The following is a 26,990-nucleotide window of genomic DNA, read 5'->3' on the forward strand; positions in this document are numbered from 1 at the left end:
TCAAGACAGCTGCTCGGATCCTCCAATCCTCACACCTTCTGTTCTACGGTACAGCGGACACTTAGAAGGCGGTAACAGCCTCGATCATGAACCCACGGAACTTGCCACCGTTCCGGATGTCGGTGCGGACGAAGCCTTCGTACTTCTGCTCCACCAGCTCCGCCTTGAGCAGCAGACTGGGCGTGATGAACCAGCCACCACCCACGTTGCCGCGCGTCACGGTGACATCGCTGTTCGCGCCGCCGAGGTTACCCGTCACCCGGTTCCACCGCGCACCCAGGAAGAGCTTCTCATCCTGCAGGAAGCGGTACACGCCTTCCGCCATCACCTGATCGACTTCACGCAGCGCGGTTTCCGACGCCGAGCGACCCTTCGCCTTCTCGTACATGCCGAAGACTTCCGCACCCTTCACCTTGATGAACGGGTTGATCATGTACGCGCTCAGCTTGTCGCTGAATCCCGGGTTGATGCGTCCCGAGGTGAAGTTCGCCGACTCGGTGGCCTTGTCGTTCTCGAGCACGAAGTAGTAGCGCGAGCCCGCGCGGTCACCGCTGTAGAGCGTGTTGCTGATGGCGCTGCCCTGGTTGCGCCACGAGCCCGAGAGACGCACCCGCACGTCGTCGTTGAGTTGACGGTCGAAGCCGAGCTTCGCCATCGCTGCCGGCGAGCGATCTGCGGGACGCGTGATGTTGCCGCGGATCTCACCGTTGGTCAGCGCCACCACACCAAAAAGCCCCTTGTGCTGCAGCACCGCTTCCGCCCCCACTTCCGTGGTGAACGCGTCCATGATGGCGTTGCCCACGAACGGATTGAACAGGGCCTGACCGTTGTCGGAGCGCTTGAAGTGGAAGTCGCCGTAGTTCACTTCGAAGTGACCGATCTTGACCGTCGTGTACTTCATGAGCGTGTTCAGGATCGGCATGTCGATGGGCGACTCGTCGATCTGGATGAAGCCGTCCTTGACCCAGGTTTCGTTGTGATGACGCGCCGACAGGTAGCTGGTGAGCTGAACCCGGATGCCCTTGGCCAGCTGCGCATGCATGTACAGGTTGGCCGTCGCGTTGTTGAAGCCGTTGCTGATGGGCATCAGCTTGTTCCGGTTCGGATTGGCGGCGGAACCTGCGTTGCCCGGCGACGGCTGCACGGCCGGCACGGCCACGACATCCGCCGTGTTTTCGTGCGCGAGGCCCTGGAACTGCTGGGTGAACGCCGCGCCCTAGGCGAGCTTGAAGCCGGTGTACGGCGCGCCGGCCTCCTTGCTGGTTTCAAACACGTTGAGGCCGCGCTTGTCCTGTGGACGCATGTACTGCACGTCACGCGGCGGCTGCGTGCCGGCCGGATCGGCCTGCTGCGCGGAGAGCGGCGTCGCCAGAGGCGCGATCATCGCGCCGAGTGTGACGCCAAGGGTGGTGAAGCGGAGGCGACGAGTGCGGGACATATGACGGAGTCCGATGATGTGGAGGAGTGGACTGAACGACAGGGAACCAACGAACCGCGAGCGCACGGGACGACAGTCAGTCGAGCGCGGTCGCACTACTCTTCTGCAGCAGCAAATCGAAGTGCACGTTGACGACGGGTCCCACCTTCATCGTGCCGAGCATGAGCGTCGGCGGCTTGATGCCCCAGTCGGTCATCTTCACGGGCACCTTGCCCGTCACGCGCAGTGCGCCATCGCTCGCGGCTGCGAATTGCACCGGTACCGTGATGGGCAGCGTCTGCCCCGCCAGTTGCAGCGTACCCTGCAGGCTGCCCGACACCGTGCTGCCGCGCTCGACGCTGTAGTTCTCCATCGCGAAGCGAATGGTGGCGTGCTCCTTGGCCTTGAGCGCCTTCCACATGTGCTCGTTCATCGTGCCGTTCTTGCACTCGAGCTTTGACACGGGGAAGTCGACCTGCACCTGACCTGCGACCTTGCGCCCATCAAGCACCGCAGCGATGACACCGTCGTCACTGGGAACCAGCGTGGCGTCGATGCGGTCGGCCGAGCAGTTCCACGAGCGAACGGTGGAGGTGCCGTCGAACCAGAGGCGACTGCCTTCGCGAAGCGCGAGCGGGCTCGCCATGGGGACGGGCGTGGCGGCGATGAGGGTCACCGCGGCGGTCAGTATAGCGAGATGCGAAAGCGGGGCACGCATCGGGAAGTCTCCAGCAAGCGGGAATCGTCCAGGCATTCATCGACGGCAGTCGCCGGCGTCAGTCGCCTGTGGACATGAGATTCGCACTTTGGCCAGTCACACAAGGTCGGGTGTCTCTTGAACTTTCGTGCGGGTTGCCGCCCAGCCGTGTCAGGTGGAATCCGACACCGCGGTGCAGTTCCGCACACCGGCCGCACGATGCTGCGTCAGCGTCAGCGTCGTCGTGCCCACGATGGGCATCTTGCTCACGATGCGAATGGGCATGCGGCAGGGCGACACATCGATGTTGAGCTTGATGAGTCCGATGCCCTTGAAGTGCTTGGGGTCCCGCACATGCATGACCACCACGCGCGTGCGGAAGGTGCCCGCATCCGTCTCCAGCATTTCCTCGGCGCCGACACTCACCAGCGTGGGGTTGCGCCGTTCGTCGTAGTGGCGATTGAACTGGAAGGTGCTGTCACGGTCGAGCGGCAGTGTGCGCACGAAGTACAGAAAGGACAGCTCGTCGAGCGGTGATGTGGCGCCCAGCGGCTCGCCGACGCTGTCGCCCGAGACGCGCCAGCGTTTGGCGTGCGTATCGATGTCCACCTGTTCGTCGGCACGTGAGAGGGGATGACGCTCCCGCTTCTCGAAGCGCGTGCTGGCCATGCGCGCCGGGTCGAACCATGACGTGGTGCGATCGGTGGCGCTGATGAAGCCGCGACGTGCGCGCATTTCCGACACAAAGCGCCACGGGGCCGGTTCATCGGCCGTCGCCGCTTCGACGCGCATTTCGCCCGTGCCGATGTTGCCGCCGCGGGCCACGTTCACGCGAAACTGCAGCACCTCACCGATCGCAAACGGCAGGCCCACGGGTCCTGCGTGCTTGGCTCGGGCCGGGCCGTTCTCCGGCGAGGCAGCCGACGCGCCCGTTGCAGCCACGGGCTGCGCGGCAGCCGGCCAGGGGAACACGAGAAGCCCGGCGAGTACCAGGCGGCGTATCGGGGAAATGCCCATACGAGACAGTGTCGCCTCGCTCGCCCCGCGAAAGCAGCGGGACAATGCCGCCTTTGCGTAGGACTTCCCCCGACGGAGCGCCGAGGGTGGGTCTCAATCAGTTCCGACGCGGTACGGCGATCTCGACGACGGGAAACCAGAAGACGGCCAGCGGCGCGGCGCCCGACGTGACCGTCATACGCACAAAAGGCCCGGTCGGCAAAGCCGCGCCGGCATTGAGAAAGACTCCGTCTTCGATGAGACCGGTGACGGCCGCCATGCCAAGAAACTCGTCGTGGACGAGCACCTGCACCGCCTGACCGTCAGCATAGGCCTGCTGCGATTGACCCTGAATGGCCAGCGCTGAACGCACCCGCTCGGGCGAGGCCCAGAACTGCGCGAGGGATCCCCGCTCCGGTGCGGTACCTCGAACCCGGTCAGGCTGCACCTGGCGCAGCACGCGATGGGCGTGCGCGACCAGTTCCCCCACCACTGGTGGGGTAAGCGGCATAAGGCCTGCACCGTCCTGGCATCGGGTGTCCGGGGTGCTCAAACAGACTCCGAAAGTGGTCAGCCTGCGAATAATACCGATGGGTCCGGAAAAACCAACAACGTTAGGACCCGAGCGAGCGGTTTCTTCGAAGAAGCGCCAGAAGCCGGTGCGCGACCCGAAAGAACGTCCGATGTGCCGAGAACCACACATCGTGTTGCAAAACAACAAGTTGCGTTGTCCTTCCCGGTATCGGGCGGATTCCGGAAGTCGGCTAAATGACGCCACGATGAGCGTCGGTTCGGACCGCGTGTTCTTAGGACTCTGTATTCTTACACAATTAGGACTCGGAAACCAAGGGCCCACCATGACGGATTGATGGCTCGGGTTGATTCCGGCGGAGTTCGGAGAATTTTCGGGAAGGTTTCCCCATCCGCAATGCAAAGCGCCCAGCCCTCATGACGAGAGGCTGGGCGCGAGCCAACGAGCGGGTGGATCCGGGTGAAGCGAGCCATTCGCGGGCTCGCCGCCAGAAGGGCTCAGGGGCGAGCCGGACCCATGATGTTGCGAGTGTAGAGCGCGATGACGATCGCGATGAGCGCGATCTGCCCGATCGGTCCAATGGCCAGGATGACCTTGAAGATCGAAGAGATCAGCAGCAGCGGCAGCTTGATCAGCGGCAGCAGGAAGTCCGCGTTGGCGGGATGGCTGAAGAAGGGCATCGCGAGAGTTGGCCTCGGTTGGAAGTCAGGGCGGAAACTTAAGGGTGGCCGGCCGGCTGGTGGAAGCGGGGGCAGACCGGAAACTGGGCCGTCAACTCAGCCCTGCACCGCGTCATGGGCGATAATGCCAAAATCCTGATGACCATGCCCCTCGGCGATCACGGCATCCATGCGAGCGGCGATCGAGGGCAGCGTCGCCAAGGGGCGCTCCCCAACCGTCTCGAGCATGAGTCGGATATCCTTGCGGGCCATGAGCAGCTCGAAGCTGGCGTCGAAGTTGCCCTCGGACATCTTGCGGCCGCGATTCTGCAGCATGCTGCCCGGATTGAAGAACTCGAGCAGCTTGAGCGCATCCGGTGCGCTGACGCCCGTGCCCTGCCCAATGGTGAACACGTCGGAGACGAGGGCGCCGAGGCCGATGATGAAGGCGTTGCCCATGAGCTTGTAGGCCGCCGCGAGATCGGGGCGTTCGCCCCAATACACGACCTTCTCGGCTTGCTGTTCCAGCGCGGACCGCACCTGCTCATAGAGTGCCGCCGGGCCCGACACCGTGATGATGCCCTGCCCCTTGCGTGCGGCCGCCGGCCCAATGAACACCGGGCAGTGCAGGTACTGCACACCGTCGGCCAAGAGACGCGTGACACGCTCTGCGGTGCTTGCTGGCTGCGTGGTGGTATGGTCGACGATGACCGCATCGGGCGCGAGACCTGGTCTGAGCGCCGCGACCACCTCTTCGACGACGGGATCGTCCTTGAGCACGAGATGCACCCGCGAGGCACCGCGCACGGCATCGGCCGGTGTATCCGCCACGCTCGCGCCAAAGGCCAGAAGGGCCTCGGCTTTGCTGCGGGTGCGATTCCAGACGGAGACGGTGTCGCCGCGCTGCAAGGCGGCTTCGACGAAGGCGCTGCCGAGCAGGCCGGTACCGAGATAGGCGATGTGGGGCATGGAGGGGAATCTATGTTGGCTGGCGCTGCGCAGAGGTTCGGGGAAAAGAAGGTGTGAGGATAGGAGGATCCGGGGATAAGAGGGGCGGGCGTCGAGGGACTCCCGGTTGGCGAGTCCCTCGACGCCCGCCTCTCCAATCCTCAGATCCTCGTATCCTCACACCTTCTGTTTCACGAGGCCCAGCCGCCCACCAAACACGGAAGGCAAGACAAACAAAACCCCGAGCGTGCCTGCAACGGTTCCCCCCGCCGTGGCCAGTGCAATGGCACCGAACAGCGTGTCCGTGCCCGTGCCCACCGAAAGCGGAATGAGTGACGCCAGTGCCGCCGCCGTCACAATGACAATCATGCCCACGCGATCGAGCAGCGCGCGCAGCAGTACGCCACGCGTGAGACGGCCATACTTGCGCCTGAGCGGCAGCACCGCGTCCACAAGCAGAATGGTCTGATTGACCGCCAGACCGACCACGAGAATGACGCCCACGGCCGCCTCGCGCGTGAACGGCGCCTTGGCCAGCCAGAACGCTGCGGCCACACCAGCCAGGGCGAGTGGCAATGACACGAACACCATGCCTGCCGCCCACACACTGTCAAACACCAACGCCACGGCCAGCAGCACCAGCGTCACGCCGATACCAAACACCAGCCACAGTCCCTTGGCGCTTTCTTCGCTCTCAAAGGCAAAGCCTGAACTGAGATCGCGGATCTCATAACCCGCCGGCGCCGAGACGGACTTCATGAACGCCTCGTGCGTGCGACGTGCCAGTCGTGCTGGGCCCCGGAAGTCATACACCAGTTGCCTCACATACTGCTGGTCTTCCCGCACCACGCTGCCCAATGCCTCCCGCTCAGCCACCACAGCGACGTCGCGAATGCGCACGGGCGCACCGCTGGGGGTGGGGATGAGCGCATCCTGCAATTCATCGAGGGAACGCGCCGATGCGCCAATGGCCTTGACGGTAACGGGCAGTTCTTCGCCATCGATGTCCACGGGCTGACGACCGACGGGGCCACGCACTTCGCGTGAGACGGCCTGCATGAATTGCAGCGCGTTGAGCCCATAGCGTGTGAGCGCACGGCGATCGGGCTCGATGCTGACCTGCGAGCCGCGTTCACTGGAGAACCAGCCCCCACTGGTGATACGGATGTCGCGCACACGCACATTGGTGGCGAGGCGACTGGCCAGGTCTTCGCCGATCTGCTGCAGACCCGCGTAGTTGAAGCCGCGCAACTGAATACGGAACGACGCGAAGCTGCCCCCGCCACCGCCACTGGAGAAGGCCGGCCCTTCGCCCACCACACTGATGTTGGCTCCACCCACGAGTACGGCACGCTGCGTGAGCAGTTCCTGCATCTCGAGCGGTGCCGCGCTGAACCCGCCCTCGCGCGTGAACACCACCGTCATCTGCGCGCCGGTGCCACCCGATGATGTGGCCCGTACCTGCTCCACCTCGGGACGCCCCACCACCAGCGCCTCGAACTCGGCCATGGCCGCATCGAGTGTGACGGGGTCGGAGCCACGCGGAAAGTTGATGTATACGGAGAGCGTCGTGCGGCGATCGCCCCAGAAGTTGAAACTGGAACGCGGCACCTTGACCACGAATCCGTAGCTCAGCACGCCCAGTGCGCCCGTCGTAACCAGCAGCGTGACCCATCGCCAGCGCAGCAGGAAATAGCTGACGCGCGCGAAGCCACGGCGCAGACGATGCCACGGGCGGCGCCATGATTGTTGCGCGCGGCGCAGCGTGAGCGAGTGCGTGGACGACACCCGTCCAATGGCCGGCACAATGCAGAGCGCCGCGAACACGCTCCAGCCCAGCGCCAGCAGAAAAGCCAGCGCAAAGGGCATGAAGGCCGCGCGCGTATTGCCCTGCAGGTAGAGAAACGGGAAGAGCACCACCGCCGTGGTGAGCGTGCTGCCGAGCACCGCCGGTGCCATGCGCTGCGTAGTGGCGGCGCGGGCGTTGGCGCTGTCGGGGACACGCTGCAGGCGCTCCACCACCACGATGGCGTTCTGCACGAGAATGCCCACGCCCATGCTCAGTCCGGCCAGGGTAAGCAGGTTGGCTGGAATCTTGAACACGTAGAGCGACAGTGCTGTGGCGGCGATGGCCACCGCCGTCGTCCCCATGACCACCGCCACCGCACGCCAACGCCGCATGAGCAGGAGCAGCACCAGCATCACACTGACAAAGGCAATGCTGCCACGTTTGGCGAGGTCACCGAGATCGCGCGCGAGGTCTTCGCTCTGATCACTGGTGACCTTGAGACGCACGCCCAGTGGCAATCGTGTGCGCAGGTCATCAATGGCGCGGCGCACGGCGGCAGCGGTTTCTATGGCATCGGCTCCGGCATGCCGCGATATGTCGATGGCAACCGCCGGTTCGCCGTCAATGCGAAAGAATCGGCCACGCGCGTCTTCTTCCGCACGAATGGTGGCCAGTTCATCGAGGCGAAACACACGCCCGCCTGGTGCGCGCACCGGCAGCGCGCCGAGTTCCTCGAGACTGCCCGGCTGGTCACGCAGTACCACCGTACGCGCGAAGCGGCGCCGGCCGTTGGGGTCGCGCGACTCGAGCGTCCCCAGAGCCTGCACCAGACGGGCGTTGGACAGCGCGTCGCTCAGCAGCTGCGGCGTGAGCCCCAACTGACGAAGTCGTGTGGGGTCATAGCTGACCGACACGCCCAGCGAGGTGCCCCCACGCACCTGCACACCCGACACGCCGGGCACCGACGACAAACGCGGCCCCACATCGCGATCGAGGATGCGCTGCAGTGTGCCGGGCGTGTAGGGACCGAAGATGGTGAGTGAAAGCAGCGGCGGCTCCTGCAAACCCTCCGGCACGTAGTTGGACACCGTCGGCATGAAGGCACCCGGCGGCAGGTCGCGACGCAGCAGTTCGAGCCGTTCGAGAATGCCTAGCCGCACCATCTGCACGTCGGCACGTGGTTCGAGCTCCACGGTGAGCATGGCCGAACCGTCGCTGCTGGTGCTGGACACCGACTTGACGCCGCGCACCGATTGCACGGCGGCTTCGATGGGCGAGGTGAGGAAGGTTTCCATGACCTCGGGCGAGGCCCCGGCCCAGAAGGCGCCCACGGACAGACGCGGCAGCTCCACGGTGGTGCGTGTGGCCAGTGGCAGGCGCGTGAAGGCCAGGCCGCCCGCCAGCAGCAGCGCCACACACAAGGCCCACACCACGGCCGGGCGCGAGGTTGCGAAACGAATCACGGGATCATCGCGCGTTCGCGGCGCCCTTCGAGCAGCGCGTACACCGTGGGCAGCAGGAAGAACGTGACCAGCAGTGCACTGATGCTGCCGCCAATGATGCCGGCCGCCAGCGGCTGATACAACGCGCCACCACTGCCCCAGCCAAAGACCAGCGGCAGCACGCCCGTGACCGTCGTGATGCTGGTCATGGCGATGGCGCGCAGACGCAGCGCCCCGCCCTGCACAATGGCCTCGTGCACGGGCAGGCCCTGTTCGCGCAGGCTGCGAATGGCGTCGAGCTTGACCACCGCTTCGTTGTCGGCCATGCCGATCATGACCACGATGCCAATGAGACTCACGGCGTTGAGCGACTGCCCCGTGAGCCAGAGAAAGACAATGGCACCCGCGCCGGCCAGCGGCACGGTGAGCATGACCACGAGCGGAATGGTGAAACTGGCAAACTCGCCGGCCAGCACGAGAAACATGAGCGCGGCCGCCAGCACGAGCACCAGTGTGAGTTCGTTGCTGGTGCGCTGCCGTTCGGCGTCGGCGCCGCCCACCTGCCAGGTGACGCTGGGCGGCAGGGTGAGTGCAGCCATGACGCGCTGCACATCGGCACTGGCCTTCGCCGTGCCTCCCTCCTCCACCAGACCTTCCACGATGGACACGGGACGCTGCCCCACGCGCACCACCTCAAGTGGCGCTCGCGTTTCACTGACCTGCACCAGTTGCCCGAGCGGCACGCCGCGCACGGGCGTGCGCAGGGCCACGCTCAGATCTTCGTTGCTTGCGCCGGTGTAGCGCACGGCAATGGGCGTGCGGCGATCGGTTTCACGCAACTCGCTGGCCGCCACGCCACCCAGCGCGCCACTCAGGGCACTCGAGACCGCCGAGGGCGGAATGTTGCGCTCGGCCAGTCGCGCGCGCTCGAGCCGCACCTCCACCACGGGCTGCGTGGCCGCGTAGGCATCACGCACATCGGATAGCGTGGGCAGGGTACGCAGGGCGCCGCGCACGGTGTCGGCCCACTGCTGCGCTTCGGCAGGTGAGGTGCCCGACAGCTCCACCCGCACGAGCCGCCCTTCGCGGCCAATGAGCGAGCCGAATTCCGACTGGCCCGCGAGATCGATGGCGAGGGCCCCACTGGCCAGATCGGGCAGCGCACCGCGCAGCGATTGCGCAAACACCGCCGCCGAACGGCCCTCGGGAATGCGCACGATGAGCTGCGCGGTGGCACTGGAGCCCGGATCGGCGCCGCTCAGCACCTCCTCGTCGGTGGCCTTGCCCACACGCGCATACACATCACGCGCGCCAAGCTGCCGCGCCGCCTGCTCGATGCGCGCCACCTGTTCCGTGGTGGCCTCGAGCGCCGTGCCTTCGGGCAGCGCCACCTGCGCCACCAGCACACCTTCGTCGACGCGTGGCAAGATTTCCTTGGGCAGCGCGATGATGAGTACGATGGTCACCGCGAGCGTGACCAGCGCCGCGCCACACACGGCCACAGGATGCGCCAGCGACCAGCGCATGCCATGCTCGTAGTAGCCCGCGAGTCGCGCGCCGAAGCGGTCGAGAGCGCCCGGCTCCTCGGCTTCCGCCTTTAGGGCTTCTGCCCTTAAGGCTTCCGCGGGGTCGGCTATCGCTGTTTGCCTTTTGCGCCGCCCCACGATCATGACCGGCATGAGCGTGAGCGCCAGCAGCAGACTGGCGGCCACCGTGGTGACCACCGACAGTGACAAGTCCCGAAACAGCGCCGCCGCCAGTCCGCGCACAAAGATGATGGGGCCAAACACCAGCACCGTTGTCAGCGTGCCCGCAAACAACGGCGCCGCCACTTCGTCGGTGCCGGCAATGGCGGCCTCACGCAGCCCCATGCCCTCGCGGCGTTTGCGTCCCACCGACTCCGCCACCACGATGGCCGTGTCCACCAGGAGACCCGTACCCAGCGCCAGTCCACCCAGCGACAGCACATTGATGGACACGTCGAGCGCCTGCAGCGCCACGAGCGCCATGAGCACCGAGAGCGGCACCGTGAGACCGATGGCCAGCGACAGTCGCCAGTCGCGCAGGAACACGAAAATGACCAGCAGCGAGAGCAATCCGCCGGCCACGATTTCCTGACCGAGATTGGACAGCGCATCCACCACGAAGTCGGCCTGCGCGGCCACCACGGTCATGGGCAGCGTGGGAAACTCCTGCTCGAGCTGCGCCACCGACGCCATCATGCGGCGTGTCACGGCCACCGTGTTGGAGCCGGCGTCCTTGTAAACCACGAGGCCGATTGCTTCCGTGCCGTCGAGACGCGTGAGTGTTTGCGGATCGGCGAGACCCAGTTCCACCGTGCCCACATCGCGCAGCATGATGCCGCGTCCGGGTGGACCCACCGGTGTTTCCAGCAGTTCAGAAGGCGTGCGGTATTCGGTGAGCGTGCGCACCGAGAAGCGAAACTGCCCGCGGCGAATGGTGCCGCCCGCACCGGTCACGTTCTGCGTGCGGATGGCGTTGGCCACGTCTTCTGGTGTGAGGTCGAGCGCGCGGAGACGATCCGGGTCCACCGACACGCGGATTTCGTCTTCGGGCGCACCAACCACGGCTACACTGGCCACGCCCTCGATCTGTTCGAGGCGACGCGCATGCACCTCGGCGGCCGTACGGGCCAGCGTGCGCAGGTCGCCGCCGCCCTTGGCGCGATCGGTGCGCACGGCCAGTACGGCGATGGGCCGCTCGCCCGGATCACTGGTGAGCAGCGTGGGCCGTTCGGCGCGCTCAGGCAGTTGACCGCGCGCCGCATCGAGCCGCTCGCGCATGGCCAGCACCGTGCTGCGCATGTCGGTGCCCCAGGCAAAGCGCGCCGTGGTGGTGGCTTCGTTGTTGCGGCTCACACTGCGCAGTTCCACGAGCCCCGGCGTGGCGGCAATGGCCTGCTCGATGGGCTCGGCCACGAAGCGCGACACCTCGGGTGCGGCCGCGCCCGGATACACCGTGCGAATGGTAAGCACGGGCAACGAGACATCGGGCAACAGAGACACGGGCAGGCGCGTAAGCGACACCGAGCCCAGAAGCAGAACCGCGAGAATCGCCGCCACCGTGGCCACGGGGCGGCGCACCGCTGCTGCAGCTAGCGACACGGTGGCTCCTAGGCGTCAGGCGTGCGCACGCGCACGGGGGCGTCGTGCGTGAGCGTGAGATGCCCCTCGATGATGACCGGATCGCCCGCCTTGACGGGGATCTCCCCCGTGACCGAATCGGGCAGCACTTCGGTGAAGCTGCCGTTGCTGCGGCCGGGCAGTATGTACGTCCATTGCGCCCGGCCGTCGCGCACCACAAACACCAGCGGCCGGCCATCGCGTTCGATGACCGCCTTTGCCGGCACGAGGCGCCGATTGCGAAGCCGCGCGGCTTCGAGTGACACATCGGCGTACATGCCGGGCCTGAGCGCGCCATCGTTGCGGACACGAACCAGTGCCCGTCCCGCGCGCGTCACCGAGTCCACCAACGGCAGCACCGCCTCGATGCGCCCGGGCAGGCTCCGTCCGCCCGTGGCGGCGCTGGACACCACCGCTTCACCACCCACACGAATGAGCGGCAAGTCGTGCTCCAGCACCTGCGCCTCGATGCGCAGATTGCGCGTGTCCACCACGGTGAGCAGCGGCTGGCCGGCACCGATCTTTTCGCCCACGGCCACGTCGATGGCGTCCACCGTGCCGGCGACGGGGCTGCGGATGACGGCGCGATCCTGCTCGAATTTGGCGCGCTCGAGTTGCAGACGGGCCCCGGTGAGGCCGGCCTTGTTCATGAGCGCTCGGCGCTGCTCGGGCGTGGGGCCCTGTCCGGTCACGAGCGACTCGGGCACATAACTCTCGAGAAAGCGCTGTTCCGCCTCGTCGCTGCGGGCCGCGGCCTCGCGCACGGCCAATTCAAACGGATACGCGTCGAAGCGCACCAGTTCCTGGCCCTGCGTGACCTGCTGCCCCGGCCGCACCAGCACGCGCGCGACCGTGCCCGGCACCTCGGCCTTGAGCTTGACCACCGCGTCGCTGCGCACCTGGCCCGTGGTGGTCACGCGGAGCACAAGATCCGCATCGCTGGCCTCCTCGGCGGAGACCGGCAGGGCGAGGGCCGGGCGTGCGGCATCGGCCGAATCGGCGGAGGCCGACGCGGCCGAGCTGTCGCTCGTGGCACTGTCCCCGTCGGCCTTGGCACAGGCCCAGAACGCGGTGACGGAGGTGGCGAGGACAAGCAGCCGGCGCGCTGCGTGGCGTTGGACTGTCAGCACATGACGGGACATGAGGGGCACAGACTTGATTGGACGGCGACGACCAGACATTGGGCGCCGCCGGGTTTCCGCGACATAGTAACGTCTGGACGTGGGGGCTGCATCATCATTCGGACGCGCATCGGGTAGAGTCACATTCAAGTCAGCGATGCCCGACAGTCCGCCATCACTTACCCCCATGGCGATGGAACTCCAGGCGTTGCAGATCATCGGGCCCGGTGGTGGCGATGTACACGCCGGCGGCCGTCACGGCGCGCACGTCCTGTGTGCTCCGCAACGTGCGCACGACATGGCGTCCCGTGCCGGGGTACACCACGTCCCATTGGCGAAGCCTGGCGCCGCGGGGAAAGTGACGCGGGATCCACAGGGAGCCATCACCGCCGGACACGATACCTGACGGATCGAATGGCGGTTTGGTACGGGGGATGGAGTCCTGCACCACTGTGGCCCAGCCCTTCCGATCACCGGCGGTCACGGCAACGGCTGGAGCCGACAGCGCCTTGCGAAATGGCGCACGACCCGACGCGATGGACTCCACGACATATGGTGACGCTCGGACCACCACCACCTGTCCGTCGGGTGTCATGCCCCACCCATCTTCGGGGCGGTAGGGAATGACGTACTGTGCCAGGTTCTTTCCGACTTTCATCGGCCGCGTGAGCAGCGGATGCAACAGGTGGCCCAGCGTGTCCACCTGATCGCGCCTCGGGGCCCATCGCACCAGCGCGGCGCTGGGCGCGGTGGCCCGGTGCGCAAATGTCTTGAAAAGCAGATGACCACGCGCGTCGGCCAATGTCAGGTCACCCGGACCGTCTCCGTCGATGTTTGGGAACGGTACGGTGGCGCCGAATTGCAGCTGACCATCGAGATACTGGATGCGGCGAAGCACGACATCCACGAGTGCGGTCGAGTCGCCACGCAATGCGACGAGGCTGCGCAGTTCGCGGAACTCGCCCGGTCCAGCCCCGATGCGCCCGATGTCGCGAAGCGGCTTCCCCGCGGCGGTGAGGGCCTGCAGGCGATTCTCCCCTACGTCGAGTAGCAGTACGCGTCCGTCGGACAGCACACGCACCGCAGTGATCGCGGTGTATTCGTAGCCGGTGGACCAGACGGGCGCGCTGAAGTCGGGTGCTTGGGCGGCTGACGTTGTCGCGACGGCCACGAGCCCGGCAAGCGCCGCGAAGTATCGGATGAACATATTCTTTGCGAATTCGCTGATTGGCACGATTGCAACTCCCTCTATACAACTACGTGGTTTGCGAGACGCTATGGCGAAAGGTTGGCAAGCAATACCTCGACTTGCCTTGTAAGCACACGTGTAACCCCGACTGATTCACCGCGCCTTGCACCCCGTACCGCCGACAACCACCGCCCCCTGCGGATACGGCGCCGCGCTGTAGCACAGCACACGCGTCCCGTCCCGATCGAGCTCGGCGTCTGCGAGCAGCCTGACTTTGCCGGAGGCGGTGCCGTCGAACGGGACGACCATCTCGCGAATGGACAGATAGTCGCCATCTCCTCGATGTGTCTTGTCCGTGCGCCCCACGATGACGCGGTAGCCATTGGGCTGCTCGGTTACGGACAGGATTTCGTCCGACACCCCCTGTGGCCCCCGTTGCACCACCATGGACTTGCCTTCCATCGCAAAGTACAGGGGCTCGAATCCGGGCACGCGCACCATGCTCACGGCACCCGTCGTGATGTTGATGCGCTGGATCACACCGAGCCGCTTCGAGGCCACCACGATGTGTTGCGTTGCTTCGTTGCAGAGCATGCGCGAAGCGACGACGTGAGACCAGAACAGGCGATTGCCCTGTAGTGGATGACCAACCTTGTAGGTGCCCAGCGATTGCGACACGACATACTGGCCGTCGCGAACGGACAAACGGTGCACGATACCCTGCGTGTCATGAACGCCACTCACCCACAGGGTACCGCCGAGCAGGCAGGCGGCGTCGACCTCGAGCGGAACACTGTGGGCATCGATCAGCGCAATGGAGTCTGTTACGCGGAACCGACTCACCCGACGCAACGCTGGGTCAAAGACCAGCAGTGCGTCGCGCGCGGGGCTGACGCTGACGGCCGAAATGTGGCGGACTTCTCCGGGCCCCGATCCCGCCTTGACGCCCGAATGCAGCAGTCGTCCGGACGACGACAGCAGTCGCAGGTACGGTGCGCCGGATTCGACCACGACCACCCCGGAGCGAGTCAGTAACATGTCTTGGGGCTGCTCCAACGCCACACCGCGATCCGTCTCCCCGCCAAACACGACGCGACCGACCTGCGTCTGCGACTGAGCGGCCGTTGGGACCATCGCCACACAGAACGCCACCCATCCAGAACGCCAATTCATACCACGAGTCTCCCACGTCATGCGGCAGTGTACAGGTAATGAGCGGACTGAACTCCGCCTGGCCAAGCTACCGGTCGTTACGCAATTGATCCAGCATCGGGCAAGCGCTCACCAGACTAACACGTTCCTTGCCCCCACGCCCGTCATCGGTTTAGCTTCCCCGGTCTGACGTTTCCGGGCCAACCGGGGCGTCAGGCGGTCCTACCCGGCATTCATCCGACCGGGCAGCCGCAATGCGCGCGTAGCTCAGTTGGATAGAGCGTCTGCCTCCGGAGCAGAAGGTCGCAGGTTCGAGTCCTGCCGCGCGCATGGCCTGGCCCCGGTGCCTCCGGCCCGATCCGGCGGCCACGCCTCCCCAACGGTCTCCTTGCCTAGTGCACGTCGCCGAGCTGAAGCGAAAGTCGGTTCCTGAACTCCTGGCGCTCGCAGAATCCCTGCAGCTCACCAGCGTCACGGGCCTTCGCAAGCAGGAGCTCATCTTCCGCATCGAGCAGGCGCTGCTCGAAACGGATACGACGCTCTATGGCGAGGGTGTCCTCGAAGTCCTGCCCGAAGGCTACGGCTTTCTGCGCGCCCAGGACTTCAATTACCTGCACGGCCCCGACGACATCTACGTCTCCCCCTCCCAGGTCAAGCGCTTCGACCTCCGCACCGGCGACACGGTGATGGGCGAAGTCCGGCCGCCCAAGGAATGGGAACGGTACCTCGCGCTTCTCAAAGTGGAGCGCATCAACGGTGGTGACCCCGAGCAGTCGAAATTGCGAAGCGCTTTCGATAACCTGACGGCCAAGTACCCCGACGAGCGCATTCGCCTCGAACGGAAGAACGGCGAAGTCGCGACCCGCATCTGCGACATCATCGCGCCCCTCGGCAAGGGACAGCGCGCCCTCATCGTGGCCCCGCCCAAGGGTGGCAAGACGATCCTGCTGCAGCAGCTCGCCAACGCGATCGTCGAGAATCATCCCGAGGTCACGCTCATCATCCTGCTCATCGACGAGCGGCCGGAAGAGGTCACCGACATGCAGGCCAGTTGCCCGCAGGCCGAGGTGATCTGCTCCACCTTCGACGAAACTGCCGACCGGCATGTGCAGGTGGCGGGTATGGTGCTCGAGAAGGCCAAACGGCTGGTGGAGAGTGGCAAGGATGTGGTCATCCTGCTCGACTCCATCACGCGTCTGGCCCGCGCGCACAATGCCGTGGCTCCGCAGGGCGGCAAGCTGATGTCGGGTGGCATGGAAGCCACCGCCATGCAGAAGCCCAAGGCGTTCTTTGGCGCGGCCCGCAAGCTGGTGGAAGGCGGCTCGCTGACCATCGTGGCCACGGCGCTCATCGAAACCAACTCGCGCATGGACGAGCTGATCTTCGAGGAGTTCAAGGGTACGGGCAACATGGAACTCGTACTCGACCGCAAGCTGGCCGAGAAGCGCATCTTCCCCGCCATCGACATCAACAAGTCGGGTACACGGCGCGAAGAACTGCTGCTCACGCCCTTCGAGCAGCAGCGCGTGTTCCTGCTGCGCACCTTCCTGGCCGACATGCCCAGTGACGATGCCATGCTGTTCCTGCTCAAGCGCATGGAGCAGGCGGAGAACAATCAGGAGTTCTTCAAGCAAATGGCGGAAGGGTGACATTGGCGGCCGCTCCCGGCGGGCGTCTGCTCGCCGTGGACTGGGGCGACAAACGCATCGGGCTCGCCATCAGCGATGAGCTGGGTATGCTGGCCTCGCCGGTGGGCATCATTGCGCGACGGGCGGGCAAGCGGCCACCACTCGCGGAGCTCATGCGGCAGGCCGAGTCGCTGGGTGCGCGCGGCTATGTGTTTGGACTGCCACTCGACCCATCGGGCGACGAAACCGATCGCTCGCGCGAAGTGCGCGAGGTGGCGGGCAAGCTGGCCTCGCGTCAGTCGCTTCCCGTGCGCCTGGTGGACGAGCGTTTCACCACCTCGGCGGCGCTGCGCAGCATTCGGGAGCAGGGTGGCTCCACTCGCGGCAGAAAGGGCGATGTGGATGCGATGGCGGCGTGCGTGCTGCTGGAGACGGTGCTCAGGGCGACGGCGCAGGGGGTGGGGATGGGGGAGGTGGTGGATGCGGGGGGCGGGGATGGTGCCGGGGAGCTTACTCCGGGGTAGCAATCCACAGTTTTGGGACGTGCGACGTGGGTGGTGAGTGCGCGTGGTGCAGAGGCGAGATCACGCGGTCCGCAACTCCCGGATAGCGCGATGCGGCAGCATGCACCACTCCCACTCACCACCCACGTCGCATCACCCACGGCTGCGGATCGCGCACCACAACCCTGACCGCAGTTTTCCCTCCCCCATCAAGCCCGTATCTTTTTCGAATGCCCCGCCGCCGCTCCCCCATTCGTCGTCTCGCCCTGCTCGCCGTTGGCATTGTCATCGGCGCCGTGCTCATGCGCGAAGTGCGGGGCTCGGCCGACGCCGATGGCAGTGCCACCCGCGTGATCATTCCGAGAGGCGCGAGCATGCGTGCGGCGGCGGATTCGCTGGCCGCGCACGACATCATTGGCTCCACGCGGCTCTTCCGCTGGTATGCATCCTTCCGCGGCAACGCGCGCGCCATCAAGCCCGGCACCTACCTGCTGCCGCCGGGCGCCGGCTATGCCACCGCGCTCGACGCGCTGGTGAACGGCAAGGGCATCATGACCACGGTCGTAATTCCGGAGGGCTTCGACCTGCGCGACATCACACCGGCGCTGGCCAAGGCGCTTGATGTGCCGGAAGACTCCGTGCGCGCGGCGGTGACCGACACGGCGTGGATCAACCAACTGGCCATTCCCGTCCCCTCGCTCGAGGGCTACCTGTTTCCCGCCACCTACGCGTTTCCCGAGGGCACGACGGCGCGCGAGGCGGTGAACGCGATGATCGAGCGTTTCCTCGACGCCTGGAAGCCCGAGTGGGACGCGCGCCTGCAAGCGCTGAGCATCACGCGGCACGACGCGCTGGCCATGGCCAGCATCGTGGAGAAGGAAGCGCGCAAGCCCGAAGAACGTCCCATCATCTCCGCCGTGTACTGGAACCGCGTGAAGGCCGGCATGCTGCTGCAGGCCGACCCCACGGTGCAGTACGCCCTGCCCAAACACGTGGGCCGCGTGCTGTACAAGGATCTCGAGGTGGAGTCCAAGTACAACACGTACAAGCATACCGGGCTGCCACCCGGTCCGATCGCCTCGCCGGGCGCAGCCAGCATCGAGGCCGCGCTGACTCCCGCCGACGTGCCGTATCTGTTCTTTGTGGCGCGCGCCGATGGCAGTCATCAGTTCACGCGCACCTTCGAAGAGCACACGCGCGCCATCGCGCAGATTCGCTCGGCGGCCCGGACGTCGGCGGCCCGGGCTTCGGCGTCGCAGAGCGGCCGCTGAGCGCGGCCCTGCACTCGCCATCGCCCGCCAGCAACGACCGTCCCATGCGTCTGTCGCTGCTCATTGCCACGTACAACTGGCCCGAGGCGCTGGCGGTGGTACTGCAGGCGGTGCGCAAGCAGGACGTACTGCCCGACGAGGTGCTCATTGCCGACGACGGGTCAGGGCCGGCCACGCAGGAGCTGGTGATTCGCGCACAGCGGGACTTTCCGGTGCCACTGCATCACGTGTGGCACGAAGACCGCGGCTTTCGCGCCGGCGCCATTCGCAATCAGGCCATCGCGCGTGCCACGGGTGACTACGTGCTGCAGATCGACGGTGACATCGTGCTCCATCGCGCAGCCGTCGCCGCGCACCGAAGTTTCGCACGACGCGGATCGTTTGTGCAGGGTTCGCGCGCGCTGTTGTCGGAAGCACGGACACGCGCTCTGTTGCAGCGGGGCTGGGTTGAACCCGGTCCGTTTGGCGCCGGTGTCTCGCACCGCATCAATGCCTGGTACGCCCCCTGGTTGGCGCCGTTCTCTGGCGGCAGCCGTGATACGGTGGAACGCATTCGCGGCTGTCACATTGCCTTCTGGCGTGACGATCTGCTGCGCGTGAACGGGTACGACGAGGCCTACGAAGGCTGGGGCCGCGAAGACAGCGATCTCACGCTGCGTCTTGGACACGCAGGGGTCGTGCGACGCAATCTCAAGTTCGCCGCGGTCGCGTATCACTTGTGGCACCGGCAGAACAGCCGCGATGCGCTCGACCGGAACTCGGCGCGACTGGACGAGGCCCGTCGTTCGGGCCGGGTGCGCGCCACGCTGGGCCTCGATCAGTACCTGCACAACACCGACCTCCTGCTGGAGACCTGATGCGTTCACGACCATCCGACCGAGGTGGCCACCGTTCACGTGGCCCTGGTCCGCGTGCTCCACGTTCTCATGAAGCAGCGACGACCGGCGGCGATTCGGCGGTGGTGAACCGGCGCGGAGCACAGCGCCTGCGCCGCGGTCATCCGTGGGTGTTTCGCAGCGACATCGAGCGCTTTCCGGCATTGCCGGCCGGTGTGGTGCGGGTGGAAGAGTCCAACGGCGCGCCGCTCGGCTGGGCGTTGTGGAGTCCGGCGTCGGAGATTTCGCTGCGGCAGATCGAGCGAGACGGCGCGCGAGCAATCGACGCGGCGTGGTGGCACGAGCGATTGACGCTGACACTGCGTCGGCGCGACGCACTGGCGTCACACGCCAACGCCTATCGTCTGGTGCACGGCGAGGGCGACGGGCTGCCGTCGCTGGTGGTCGATCGCTACGACGAATGGCTGGTGGTACAGCTCCTGTCGGCGGGACTCGAAACACAGCGCGAACACATCGTGGCCTCGCTGCGCGAGCTGACGGGGTGCCGCGGCATTCTGGCGCGTCACGATGTGCCGTCGCGTGAGCGCGAGGGCCTGGAACGCAGCGTGGAGCTGCTGTACGGCGAAGTGCCGCGCACGGTCGAGGTACGGGAGCACGGCGTGCGATACCTCGCCGCGCCGTGGGATGGTCAGAAGACCGGCGCATTTCTCGATCAGCGCGAGAATCGCGTGCTGGTTGGGCAACTGGCGCGCGGGCGCGCGCTCGACTGTTTTGCCTATCACGGCTCGTTTGCGCTGCATCTCGCGCAGCGCGCCGAGCATGTCACGGCGCTGGATATATCGGCGCCAGCGCTGGCGCGTGTGGCCGAGCACGCGGCGCGCAACGAGTTGCACAACATCGACGCGGTGGAAGGCGATGCGTTTGACGTGCTGCGAGCCTGGCATCGGGAAGGGCGGCAGTTCGACACCATCGTGGTGGATCCGCCGGCGTTTGCAAAATCACGCGCTGCGCTCGACGGCGCGCTGCGTGGGTACAAGGACATCAATCTGCAGGCCATGAAGGTCCTGGCGCCGGGTGGGACGCTGTTCACGGCGTCGTGCAGTCATCACCTGTCGCGTGGATTGTTTTTCGAGATGCTGCAGGAGGCGGTGGGAGACAGCGGGCGGCGGTTTGCGCTGCGTGCGTTCACGGGGCAGCCGGTGGATCATCCGGAGATCATCGGCATACCGGAGACGGGGTATTTGAAGGGGGCGGTGCTTGAGAGTATGGATTGAAGGGGGGAATTTCGCTTGAGGGCTCGATGAAATCGGGGCGCGATCCACTGCCGTGGGCTATGGGCTGTGAGCTATGAGTGGGAGTGGTTCATGCTGCCACATCACAGAGTCCCACGCATCGTGCACCGCGGAAACGGGTAAGCCGATCCCCCGGATTACGCGATGCGGCCGGGTGAACCACTCCCACTCATAGCTCACAGCCCATAGCGCACGGCAGTGGATTGCATTTCGAATTCTTGCTGATAAGGAGCGAGCTACGCCTCGCATACCACTACCCTCAGCGCTGACACTTTCTGCACGCATACGTACTGCGCCCCGCCTGCACGGAACGCACGATGCGCGAACCACAGCGCGCACAGGCCTGCCCTTCCCTGTCGTACACCCGCCACTCCTGCGGCTCGTCGTACGGTGAACCATCGTGAATGCCACGGTTGTAGTAGCGCGTTGCCGGCGCGGTGCGCAGTGCTTCCTGAATGCCGTCGCGCAGTCGGGTAAGACGCGCGGTTTGCCGCGCGCCGGTGAGCGCGTTGGCCGGAGTCTCCGGACTGATGCGCGCCAACCAGAGTGCCTCCGACGCGTAGATGTTGCCGACACCTGCCACCACGCGCTGATCGAGCAGCACCGGTTTGATGGGCGCGCGCCGCGACGCGAGTGCGTCGCGCAGGGCGTCGACGGTGAAGTCGTCACTCAGTGGTTCCGGCCCCAGGTCGGGCAGCACAAAACGGTCGGGCGCGTGCCAGCGCACGACCGCAAAGGCGCGCGAGTCGACCAGACTCACGCGCATGCCCTCGCGCGTGTCGAGTCGTACCCGTTCGAAGCGCGGCGCGTCGCCGCCCACGTCGCCAAAGGCCCAGTCGCCGGTCATGCGGAAGTGCACTTCCAGCACGCTGCGGTCGTCGAGGTGAAGCAACTGGATCTTGGCCCGTCGCTCGACCAGGCTAACCTGGCGGCCGACCAGCGCACGCCGGTGGGCCGGGGGCAGGTGCCGTGCCGCCGAGGGGTGCAAGACGTCGACGGCGGTCAGGGTGTGGCCGAGGACGGCGCTGCGGAGGCGGCGGGCGGCGAATTCGACTTCGGGGAGCTCTGGCACGGACCAAAGAGAAGCGTAAGGTGGACGGCGTAAGGTGGACGGCGGGAAGGGGGAGAGGACGGCGTAAGGTGGGAAACGTAAGGTGGACAGCGCGAAGGGAGCTGCGCAAATGGAAACAGCGATAGCCACCAATCGATTCCCAATCCTTCGCTTACGAATCGCCACATCACAAAATTGGGTCTTGCGGATTTCTCGCACGGCCGTAAGTTGTCCACATTCTTCCACAGCCCCGAGGGCTACTCCCATCAGTTCGCCACGCTCCCTCAAGTACGAGTACGAGCTCTACGTCGAGAGCGAAATCGAGGACTACAAGGACTCGGTGTCGCGCGCGTCATTGCTCAAGATCGGCGACGAGGCCGTGGAAGTCCTGCGCAAGTCCGACCAGATCGCGCTCACCGAACTGCTGGTGTGGCAAGAGGTTGACCGCATCATCGCGCGTCGCCTGCGCCTGCCCACCTACGCCACCTGGAAGCGCCGGCGCCTGAAGATGCTGGCCGAGTTCCGGACGCCGGAACACTGGGGCATCGCGCCGGATGCGGCGTTTGTGCGCGAGTTGGCCGACTCCACCGACTGTCATGTCCTCGTGGCTGGCGCTGAGCGCGAGGGCCCTGCCCTCTACCTGGCTGCGCGCGGTGCCGCGGTGACGGCCGTGGAGCCCGAGGAAGACGCCGTGGAGCGCGTCGTGAAGGCCGCGCATGCTGCCGGCCTCACCGAGCGGGTCCGTGGCCTCTGCGCCGATCTGGGCGGCTGGGCGCCGGACGTGGCGCTGCATGCGGTGGTGTGCACACCCAGCGCGTTTGCCGGTCTCGATGTCATGGACCGCGCGCGGGTCATCGAGGTGTTGCAAAGCGCCACCGTTGACGGCGGCGTCCATCTCGTCGAAACCATTGCCGCCGGCACCGACCGACTGCCGCTCGAAGAGCTGCACTCCCGCTACCACGGCTGGACAATCTCCGTGGAGCGCTCGGCGGGCAGCCGAGAAACTTTCATGGCGCGGAAAGCCACCGTAACTGCAGCGTAGAGTTTTGAGTTTTGAGCTTTGAGTTGGGACGAAGGCGTGTCGCGAAGCGACACGCTTTTTCGTTTCTGTGACGTGTCAGGTGGACACCATGTGATGGCGGACACGGCCATGAAAATGCACGAAACGTTTGCCGCATAAGGAGTTGCCGAATCAGAACGATTTGGCACCATCTCTGCTACATATGGGGCATCACCGCACTCGGCGGTAACACATCGCAATTCCAGGGGTGGAGGGTCACCCATCATGCGTATCAAGCATCTGCTGCAGGAACTGGCCAACGAACAGGAAGCGCTGGGCATCGTGATTGCCGACGGTGGCCGCGGCGACGCGACGGCCACGCGTTTCAGCGCGTTCGTGTGGGGGCCAGTGCCGGACGAGGCGGAGCTTCCCGCCGAGACCGTCGAACTGGTAGCCGCGACGGCGTAATCCGCACGTTGGCGACGGTGCAGCGGCTTTCGCGATAGCCGCTCCCGCGGCTCAGCGGGCCCTCAAAACGTGAAAGGCGTCGGCAGACATGCCGACGCCTTTCGCGTGTATACGAGTTCGCTGGGAAGCGAATTACGCCGCGGCGGGTGCCGGAGCCGGAGCCGCCTTCTTGGTGCGCTTGGTCGCCTTGCGGGCGCCCTTCTTCGCAGCCTTCTTGGCACCCTTCTTTGCCGCCTTACGCGGGGCCTTCTTCGCGGCCTTCTTGGTCACCTTCTTGGCGGCCTTGCGGACCGTCTTCTTCGCGGCCTTCTTGGCGCCCTTCTTGGCCGCCTTCTTCGCGCCCTTCTTCACGGCCTTCTTGGCGGCCTTCTTCACGGTCTTGCGCGCAGCCTTCTTCGCGACCTTGCGGCCACCCTTCTTCGCCGCCTTCTTGGCGGCCTTCTTGGCAGGAGCCATTTGAACAACCCTCTCACGAGAGGTGAAAACGCTCACTTTCCCCCGGTGGAAAGGTGAGCACACATCCGAGGCGGCGCATGCACCGCGACCGGATGTGCTACGCGGCCTCCCGGAGGAGCGCGCAGCGTGGAGTCATGATGCGAGTCGCGAGCGGACGAACAGCAGCGGCATGAGCCACCGTCCGATGCGGCGCAGAACGCGCCGGCTCAGCAGACCGGAACCACGACGAGATGGTGATGGGGGGGAGGGCGCCGATGGGGCCGCGACGTGTGGCGGCAGCAGCGCACGCCGTCGCTCCGCGCAGCGGCGCGATCAACGACGGCGAAGGAGAGGTCGGTGCGCCAGCGGCACCGAACTCGCAAATGGGGGTCGACAGATCGACCGTGGCCTGCAGGTGGAACTCGTGCCGGTAAATCGCCACGCGTTGCCAGTGAGGACTGCGCGTCCCGGTCATGCGCGCATGGCAGGACAGGGAACGGATGTGGACATCTCGCGCAAGTCGTTGTATTGACGCGAATATACGCGTGGATAATTCCAACGCGCAATAGCGCGTATAAAGAACGCGCGCGATTAAGGAAGGCAACATTCCCGTTCGCGACGTTTCCCGACCGGTTCACCGCCCGTCGCGCGCACGCGGCGGATGCTGTTGGCGCCGACGCGACGCCGTGTAGCTTTGTCGTCTCCCCCTGAACAACTCTCCGCTGCCCTCGGGCGGCGTTTGCCTGGAGCGACATGAAAGCGCTGGTGAAGCAGACTGCGGCCCGTGGTCTGACGCTGACGGAAGTGCCCGAACCGAAAATCCGCGACGACGAAGTGCTCATCCGCGTGCGGAGCGCGGGCGTCTGCGGCACCGACGTGCACATCTACGAGTGGGACGCCTGGGCCTCGGCGCGCTGCAAACCGCCGTTCATCTGCGGTCACGAGTTTGCCGGCGACGTGGTGCAGGTCGGCGCGCTCGTCGAGAGCGTGAAGGTCGGCGACCGGGTGACGGCCGAGGGGCATATCGTGGACGAGCGCTCGCTCTTCAGTCGCACCGGCAATGCGCACGTCGACCCGTCCACCCGCATCATCGGCGTGGACCGCGACGGCTGCTTTGCGGAGTACATCGCGATGCCGGCCACCAATGTCTGGCACCTCGACGAGGCCATCAGTTACGACATCGGCGGCATCCACGACCCGATGGGCAACGCCTTCCACACGGCGCTGACGGCCGACATCCCGGGCAGCGTGGTGCTCATCACGGGCTGCGGACCGATCGGTGCGTTCGCGGTGGGTATCTGCAAGGCGGCCGGTGCGTCGCGCATCATTGCCACCGACGTGAACCCGCGGCGTCTCGAACTGGCGCGCCGCATGGGTGCGCACGACGCGGTGCATCCGGACGCGGCGCGCGAGGCGGTGATGGCGGCCAGTGACGGACACGGCGCCGACGTGGTGCTCGAGATGAGCGGCGTGCCGAGCGCGGTGCACCAGGCGTTCGCGCTGGCGCGTCCCGCCGGCCGGGTGAACATGCTGGGCATTCCGTCCAAGACCATCGACGTGGATTTCGCCTCGGAGATCATCTTCAAGGGGCTGACGATTTACGGCGTGGTGGGACGGCGGATGTACGACACCTGGCATCAGATGTCGCGCTTCCTGCGGTCGGGGGCGTTTGATCCGAGCCCGGTGATCACGCATCGGCTGCCGCTCGAGGCGGTGGACGAGGCGATGCATCTGATCAAGTCGGGGGAAGCGGGGAAGATCATCTTTACGCTGTGACGGCTACCGCTGTCTTTGTGAACTGCAACCGCAGTCGACTTGCTACCGCAGTCGGGGAACAGCTACTGCAGTCGGAACCGCACCCGCGGTCTGGGCTACCGAACCTGCGGTTTTGGACTGCTACCGCGGTCGTGGACTGCTACCGCAGTTGGCGTCACACATCGGTCGGAGTCGTCAGCCTGTGATGTGGGTCAGCGTCTTGGTCATGGTCGGGGCGACCCCGACCCACTGCCTGGGCTCACGACCGCGACTGCTGTTTGACCCCAACTGCGGTAGCGGTCAAAAACCGCGGTAGCTGTCCACGACCGCAGGTTCGGTAGCCCAGACCGCGGGGGCGGTTCCGACTGCAGTGGCAGCGCCCAGACGGCAGTGGCAAGTAGACTGCGGTAGCAGTCAGCCCCAACTGCGGTAACCAACAACATCGTAAGCCATGTCCCTCAATTCCGATCTCCTCGCCGAACTCTCCGCCCTCAAGGAAGCCGGCACCTACAAGCGCCTCAATCACATCGAGTCGCCGCAGGGTCCGCGCGTCCGCATGGAAGGCCGCGGCGAAGTCATCGTGCTCTCGTCCAACAACTACCTCGGCCTCGCCAACGAGCCCGCGGTCGTGGACGCCGGCATCGACGCCCTGCGCCGCTATGGCGCCGGCACCGCCAGCGTGCGCTTCATCTGCGGCACCTTCACCGTGCACCGCGAACTCGAAGCCGCCATCGCCCGCTTCGTCGGCACCGAAGCCAGCATGAGCTACGTCTCGGCGTGGAATGCCAACGAAGCCCTCACGCCCACCATCGCGCGCGAAGGCGATTTTGTCATTTCCGACGCCCTCAACCACGCGTCCATCATTGACTCGGTGCGTCTGGCCAAGGCCATGACCAAGTGCACCACGGCTGTGTACAAGCACGCCGACATGGACGATCTGCGTGAGAAGCTGCGCGCCAACAAGAGTGCGCCACGCAAGATCATCTGGACCGATGGCGTGTTCAGCATGGAGGGCGCCATCGCCAAGCTGCCCGACATTCTGCAGATCGCGCGCGAGGAAGACGCCATTGTCGTCATGGACGACTCGCACGCCACCGGCGTACTGGGTGCCACGGGCCGCGGCACGGCCGAGCATTTTGGTGTCGTCGGCGAGGTGGACATCATTACCTCCACACTCGGCAAGGCACTCGGCGGCGCAGCCGGTGGATTCATTGCCGGCTCGGCGGCGCTCTGCGACATCATGACCCAGCGCTCCCGTCCGCAGCTCTTCAGCAACGCACTCCCGCCCACGGTGGCCGCCAGTGCGCTCGCCGCCGTGCAGTTCACCGAGGCGCATCCCGAGCGCGTCACGCGGCTGCGCGAGAACGCCAACTATTTCCGTCAGGCCATCCAGGACGCAGGCTTCAAGCCACTGCCGGGCGAGACGCCCATCGTCCCCATCATTGTGGGCGAGACGGCGCTGGCCATCCGCATGAGCGACCTGCTGCTCGAGCGTGGCGTGTTCGTCACCGGGTTCGGCTTCCCCGTTGTGCCCAAGGGCGAGGCGCGCGTGCGCTGTCAGGTGAGCGCGGCCCACACCCGCGACGACCTCGATGCCGTGGTGGCCGCCTTCAAGGAAGCCGGCAAGGTGGCCGGTCTCCTGTAAGACATCGCATCACCAAGCACT

General features: G+C 65.9%; 23 protein-coding genes and 1 tRNA gene. 10 read left to right on the forward strand and 14 right to left on the reverse strand.

The features are described from left to right. Positions 1-61 precede the first annotated feature (61 nt). From B2747_RS12715 to B2747_RS12770, 12 genes are all read right to left on the reverse strand, one after another. Positions 62-1,159 (reverse strand): hypothetical protein, encoded by a 1,098-nt coding sequence (locus B2747_RS12715; protein ID WP_291161423.1) that lies wholly within the window; start codon positions 1,157-1,159, stop codon positions 62-64. 57 nt (positions 1,160-1,216) lie between these two features. Next, positions 1,217-1,438, reverse strand: a complete 222-nt coding sequence (locus B2747_RS12720; protein ID WP_291161426.1) for a hypothetical protein — start codon at positions 1,436-1,438, stop codon at positions 1,217-1,219. 76 nt (positions 1,439-1,514) lie between these two features. After that, on the reverse strand, positions 1,515-2,135 hold the full coding sequence (locus B2747_RS12725; RefSeq protein ID WP_291161428.1) for a YceI family protein: 621 nt from the start codon (positions 2,133-2,135) through the stop codon (positions 1,515-1,517). Positions 2,136-2,285: 150 nt separating this feature from the next. Continuing rightward, positions 2,286-3,131 (reverse strand): DUF3108 domain-containing protein, encoded by an 846-nt coding sequence (locus tag B2747_RS12730; RefSeq protein WP_291161431.1) that lies wholly within the window; start codon positions 3,129-3,131, stop codon positions 2,286-2,288. Positions 3,132-3,228: 97 nt separating this feature from the next. After that, on the reverse strand, positions 3,229-3,621 hold the full coding sequence (locus tag B2747_RS12735; RefSeq protein WP_291161434.1) for a hypothetical protein: 393 nt from the start codon (positions 3,619-3,621) through the stop codon (positions 3,229-3,231). Between the two features lie 518 nt (positions 3,622-4,139). Next, on the reverse strand, positions 4,140-4,322 hold the full coding sequence (locus B2747_RS12740) for a hypothetical protein (RefSeq protein WP_291161437.1): 183 nt from the start codon (positions 4,320-4,322) through the stop codon (positions 4,140-4,142). A gap of 96 nt (positions 4,323-4,418) precedes the next feature. Next, positions 4,419-5,270, reverse strand: a complete 852-nt coding sequence (locus tag B2747_RS12745) for an NAD(P)-dependent oxidoreductase (protein ID WP_291161440.1) — start codon at positions 5,268-5,270, stop codon at positions 4,419-4,421. A 156-nt stretch (positions 5,271-5,426) separates the two neighbouring features. Then, on the reverse strand, positions 5,427-8,501 hold the full coding sequence (locus B2747_RS12750) for an efflux RND transporter permease subunit (protein ID WP_291161443.1): 3,075 nt from the start codon (positions 8,499-8,501) through the stop codon (positions 5,427-5,429). Beyond that, positions 8,498-11,605: an efflux RND transporter permease subunit gene (locus B2747_RS12755; protein ID WP_291161446.1), complete on the reverse strand. Its 3,108-nt coding sequence runs from the start codon at positions 11,603-11,605 to the stop codon at positions 8,498-8,500. The genes B2747_RS12750 and B2747_RS12755 overlap by 4 nt, the downstream gene beginning before the upstream one ends. Positions 11,606-11,613: 8 nt before the next feature. Next, positions 11,614-12,765 carry an efflux RND transporter periplasmic adaptor subunit gene (locus tag B2747_RS12760; protein WP_291161449.1) on the reverse strand — a complete coding sequence of 384 codons (1,152 nt, stop codon included), beginning with the start codon at positions 12,763-12,765 and terminating at the stop codon, positions 11,614-11,616. Positions 12,766-12,919: 154 nt separating this feature from the next. Beyond that, positions 12,920-13,951, reverse strand: a complete 1,032-nt coding sequence (locus B2747_RS12765; protein WP_291161452.1) for a hypothetical protein — start codon at positions 13,949-13,951, stop codon at positions 12,920-12,922. A 135-nt stretch (positions 13,952-14,086) separates the two neighbouring features. Next, positions 14,087-14,971 carry a hypothetical protein gene (locus tag B2747_RS12770; RefSeq protein WP_291161455.1) on the reverse strand — a complete coding sequence of 295 codons (885 nt, stop codon included), beginning with the start codon at positions 14,969-14,971 and terminating at the stop codon, positions 14,087-14,089. Positions 14,972-15,341: 370 nt separating this feature from the next. Here B2747_RS12770 and B2747_RS12775 point away from each other — a divergent pair. The 6 genes from B2747_RS12775 to B2747_RS12800 all read left to right on the forward strand — a co-directional run bounded on the left by B2747_RS12775 (position 15,342) and on the right by B2747_RS12800 (position 20,597). Beyond that, a tRNA-Arg gene (locus tag B2747_RS12775) sits at positions 15,342-15,415 on the forward strand. A 65-nt stretch (positions 15,416-15,480) separates the two neighbouring features. Further along, positions 15,481-16,734, forward strand: a complete 1,254-nt coding sequence (gene rho, locus B2747_RS12780) for a transcription termination factor Rho (RefSeq protein WP_291161458.1) — start codon at positions 15,481-15,483, stop codon at positions 16,732-16,734. Then, the gene (gene ruvX / locus B2747_RS12785) at positions 16,731-17,237 is read left to right on the forward strand and encodes a Holliday junction resolvase RuvX (RefSeq protein ID WP_291161462.1); all 507 of its coding nucleotides are present in this window, start codon (positions 16,731-16,733) and stop codon (positions 17,235-17,237) included. The genes rho and ruvX overlap by 4 nt, the downstream gene beginning before the upstream one ends. A gap of 209 nt (positions 17,238-17,446) precedes the next feature. Continuing rightward, complete coding sequence (gene mltG / locus B2747_RS12790) at positions 17,447-18,487, forward strand: endolytic transglycosylase MltG (protein ID WP_291161465.1); 1,041 nt, start codon at positions 17,447-17,449, stop codon at positions 18,485-18,487. A gap of 44 nt (positions 18,488-18,531) precedes the next feature. Next, positions 18,532-19,344 (forward strand): glycosyltransferase family 2 protein, encoded by an 813-nt coding sequence (locus B2747_RS12795; RefSeq protein WP_291161468.1) that lies wholly within the window; start codon positions 18,532-18,534, stop codon positions 19,342-19,344. A gap of 104 nt (positions 19,345-19,448) precedes the next feature. Further along, positions 19,449-20,597: a class I SAM-dependent rRNA methyltransferase gene (locus B2747_RS12800; RefSeq protein ID WP_291161471.1), complete on the forward strand. Its 1,149-nt coding sequence runs from the start codon at positions 19,449-19,451 to the stop codon at positions 20,595-20,597. A 277-nt stretch (positions 20,598-20,874) separates the two neighbouring features. Here B2747_RS12800 and mutM read toward each other — a convergent pair whose 3' ends face one another. Continuing rightward, positions 20,875-21,687 (reverse strand): bifunctional DNA-formamidopyrimidine glycosylase/DNA-(apurinic or apyrimidinic site) lyase, encoded by an 813-nt coding sequence (gene mutM / locus B2747_RS12805; protein WP_291161473.1) that lies wholly within the window; start codon positions 21,685-21,687, stop codon positions 20,875-20,877. Between the two features lie 181 nt (positions 21,688-21,868). Here mutM and B2747_RS12810 point away from each other — a divergent pair, with 181 nt between their 5' ends. Both B2747_RS12810 and B2747_RS12815 read left to right on the forward strand, forming a co-directional pair. Further along, complete coding sequence (locus B2747_RS12810) at positions 21,869-22,708, forward strand: SAM-dependent methyltransferase (protein ID WP_291161476.1); 840 nt, start codon at positions 21,869-21,871, stop codon at positions 22,706-22,708. Between the two features lie 243 nt (positions 22,709-22,951). Next, positions 22,952-23,134: a hypothetical protein gene (locus B2747_RS12815; protein ID WP_291161479.1), complete on the forward strand. Its 183-nt coding sequence runs from the start codon at positions 22,952-22,954 to the stop codon at positions 23,132-23,134. Between the two features lie 132 nt (positions 23,135-23,266). Here the strand turns inward: B2747_RS12815 and B2747_RS12820 are convergent, their stop codons facing one another. After that, complete coding sequence (locus B2747_RS12820; RefSeq protein WP_291161482.1) at positions 23,267-23,590, reverse strand: hypothetical protein; 324 nt, start codon at positions 23,588-23,590, stop codon at positions 23,267-23,269. A 744-nt stretch (positions 23,591-24,334) separates the two neighbouring features. Between B2747_RS12820 and tdh the strand changes: the two genes are divergently transcribed. Together tdh and B2747_RS12830 are read left to right on the forward strand one after the other, a co-directional pair. After that, positions 24,335-25,345: an L-threonine 3-dehydrogenase gene (gene tdh / locus B2747_RS12825; protein WP_291161485.1), complete on the forward strand. Its 1,011-nt coding sequence runs from the start codon at positions 24,335-24,337 to the stop codon at positions 25,343-25,345. A gap of 430 nt (positions 25,346-25,775) precedes the next feature. Beyond that, positions 25,776-26,969, forward strand: coding sequence for a glycine C-acetyltransferase (locus B2747_RS12830; protein ID WP_291161488.1), 1,194 nt, complete (start codon positions 25,776-25,778; stop codon positions 26,967-26,969). Positions 26,970-26,990: the final 21 nt, after the last annotated feature.

Source organism: Gemmatimonas sp. UBA7669, from assembly GCF_002483225.1.
GTDB lineage: Bacteria > Gemmatimonadota > Gemmatimonadetes > Gemmatimonadales > Gemmatimonadaceae > Gemmatimonas.

Coding starts and splice junctions, on each gene's coding strand:
- B2747_RS12720 (WP_291161426.1), bottom strand. CDS start 1,438: ATGTCCCGCACTCGTCGCCTCCGCTTCACCACCCTTGGCGTCACACTC.
- B2747_RS12725 (WP_291161428.1), bottom strand. CDS start 2,135: ATGCGTGCCCCGCTTTCGCATCTCGCTATACTGACCGCCGCGGTGACC.
- B2747_RS12730 (WP_291161431.1), bottom strand. CDS start 3,131: ATGGGCATTTCCCCGATACGCCGCCTGGTACTCGCCGGGCTTCTCGTG.
- B2747_RS12735 (WP_291161434.1), bottom strand. CDS start 3,621: ATGCCGCTTACCCCACCAGTGGTGGGGGAACTGGTCGCGCACGCCCAT.
- B2747_RS12740 (WP_291161437.1), bottom strand. CDS start 4,322: ATGCCCTTCTTCAGCCATCCCGCCAACGCGGACTTCCTGCTGCCGCTG.
- B2747_RS12745 (WP_291161440.1), bottom strand. CDS start 5,270: ATGCCCCACATCGCCTATCTCGGTACCGGCCTGCTCGGCAGCGCCTTC.
- B2747_RS12760 (WP_291161449.1), bottom strand. CDS start 12,765: ATGTCCCGTCATGTGCTGACAGTCCAACGCCACGCAGCGCGCCGGCTG.
- B2747_RS12765 (WP_291161452.1), bottom strand. CDS start 13,951: ATGTTCATCCGATACTTCGCGGCGCTTGCCGGGCTCGTGGCCGTCGCG.
- B2747_RS12770 (WP_291161455.1), bottom strand. CDS start 14,971: ATGTTACTGACTCGCTCCGGGGTGGTCGTGGTCGAATCCGGCGCACCG.
- mltG (WP_291161465.1), top strand. CDS start 17,447: ATGCCCCGCCGCCGCTCCCCCATTCGTCGTCTCGCCCTGCTCGCCGTT.
- B2747_RS12795 (WP_291161468.1), top strand. CDS start 18,532: ATGCGTCTGTCGCTGCTCATTGCCACGTACAACTGGCCCGAGGCGCTG.
- B2747_RS12815 (WP_291161479.1), top strand. CDS start 22,952: ATGCGTATCAAGCATCTGCTGCAGGAACTGGCCAACGAACAGGAAGCG.
- B2747_RS12820 (WP_291161482.1), bottom strand. CDS start 23,590: ATGGCTCCTGCCAAGAAGGCCGCCAAGAAGGCGGCGAAGAAGGGTGGC.
- B2747_RS12830 (WP_291161488.1), top strand. CDS start 25,776: ATGTCCCTCAATTCCGATCTCCTCGCCGAACTCTCCGCCCTCAAGGAA.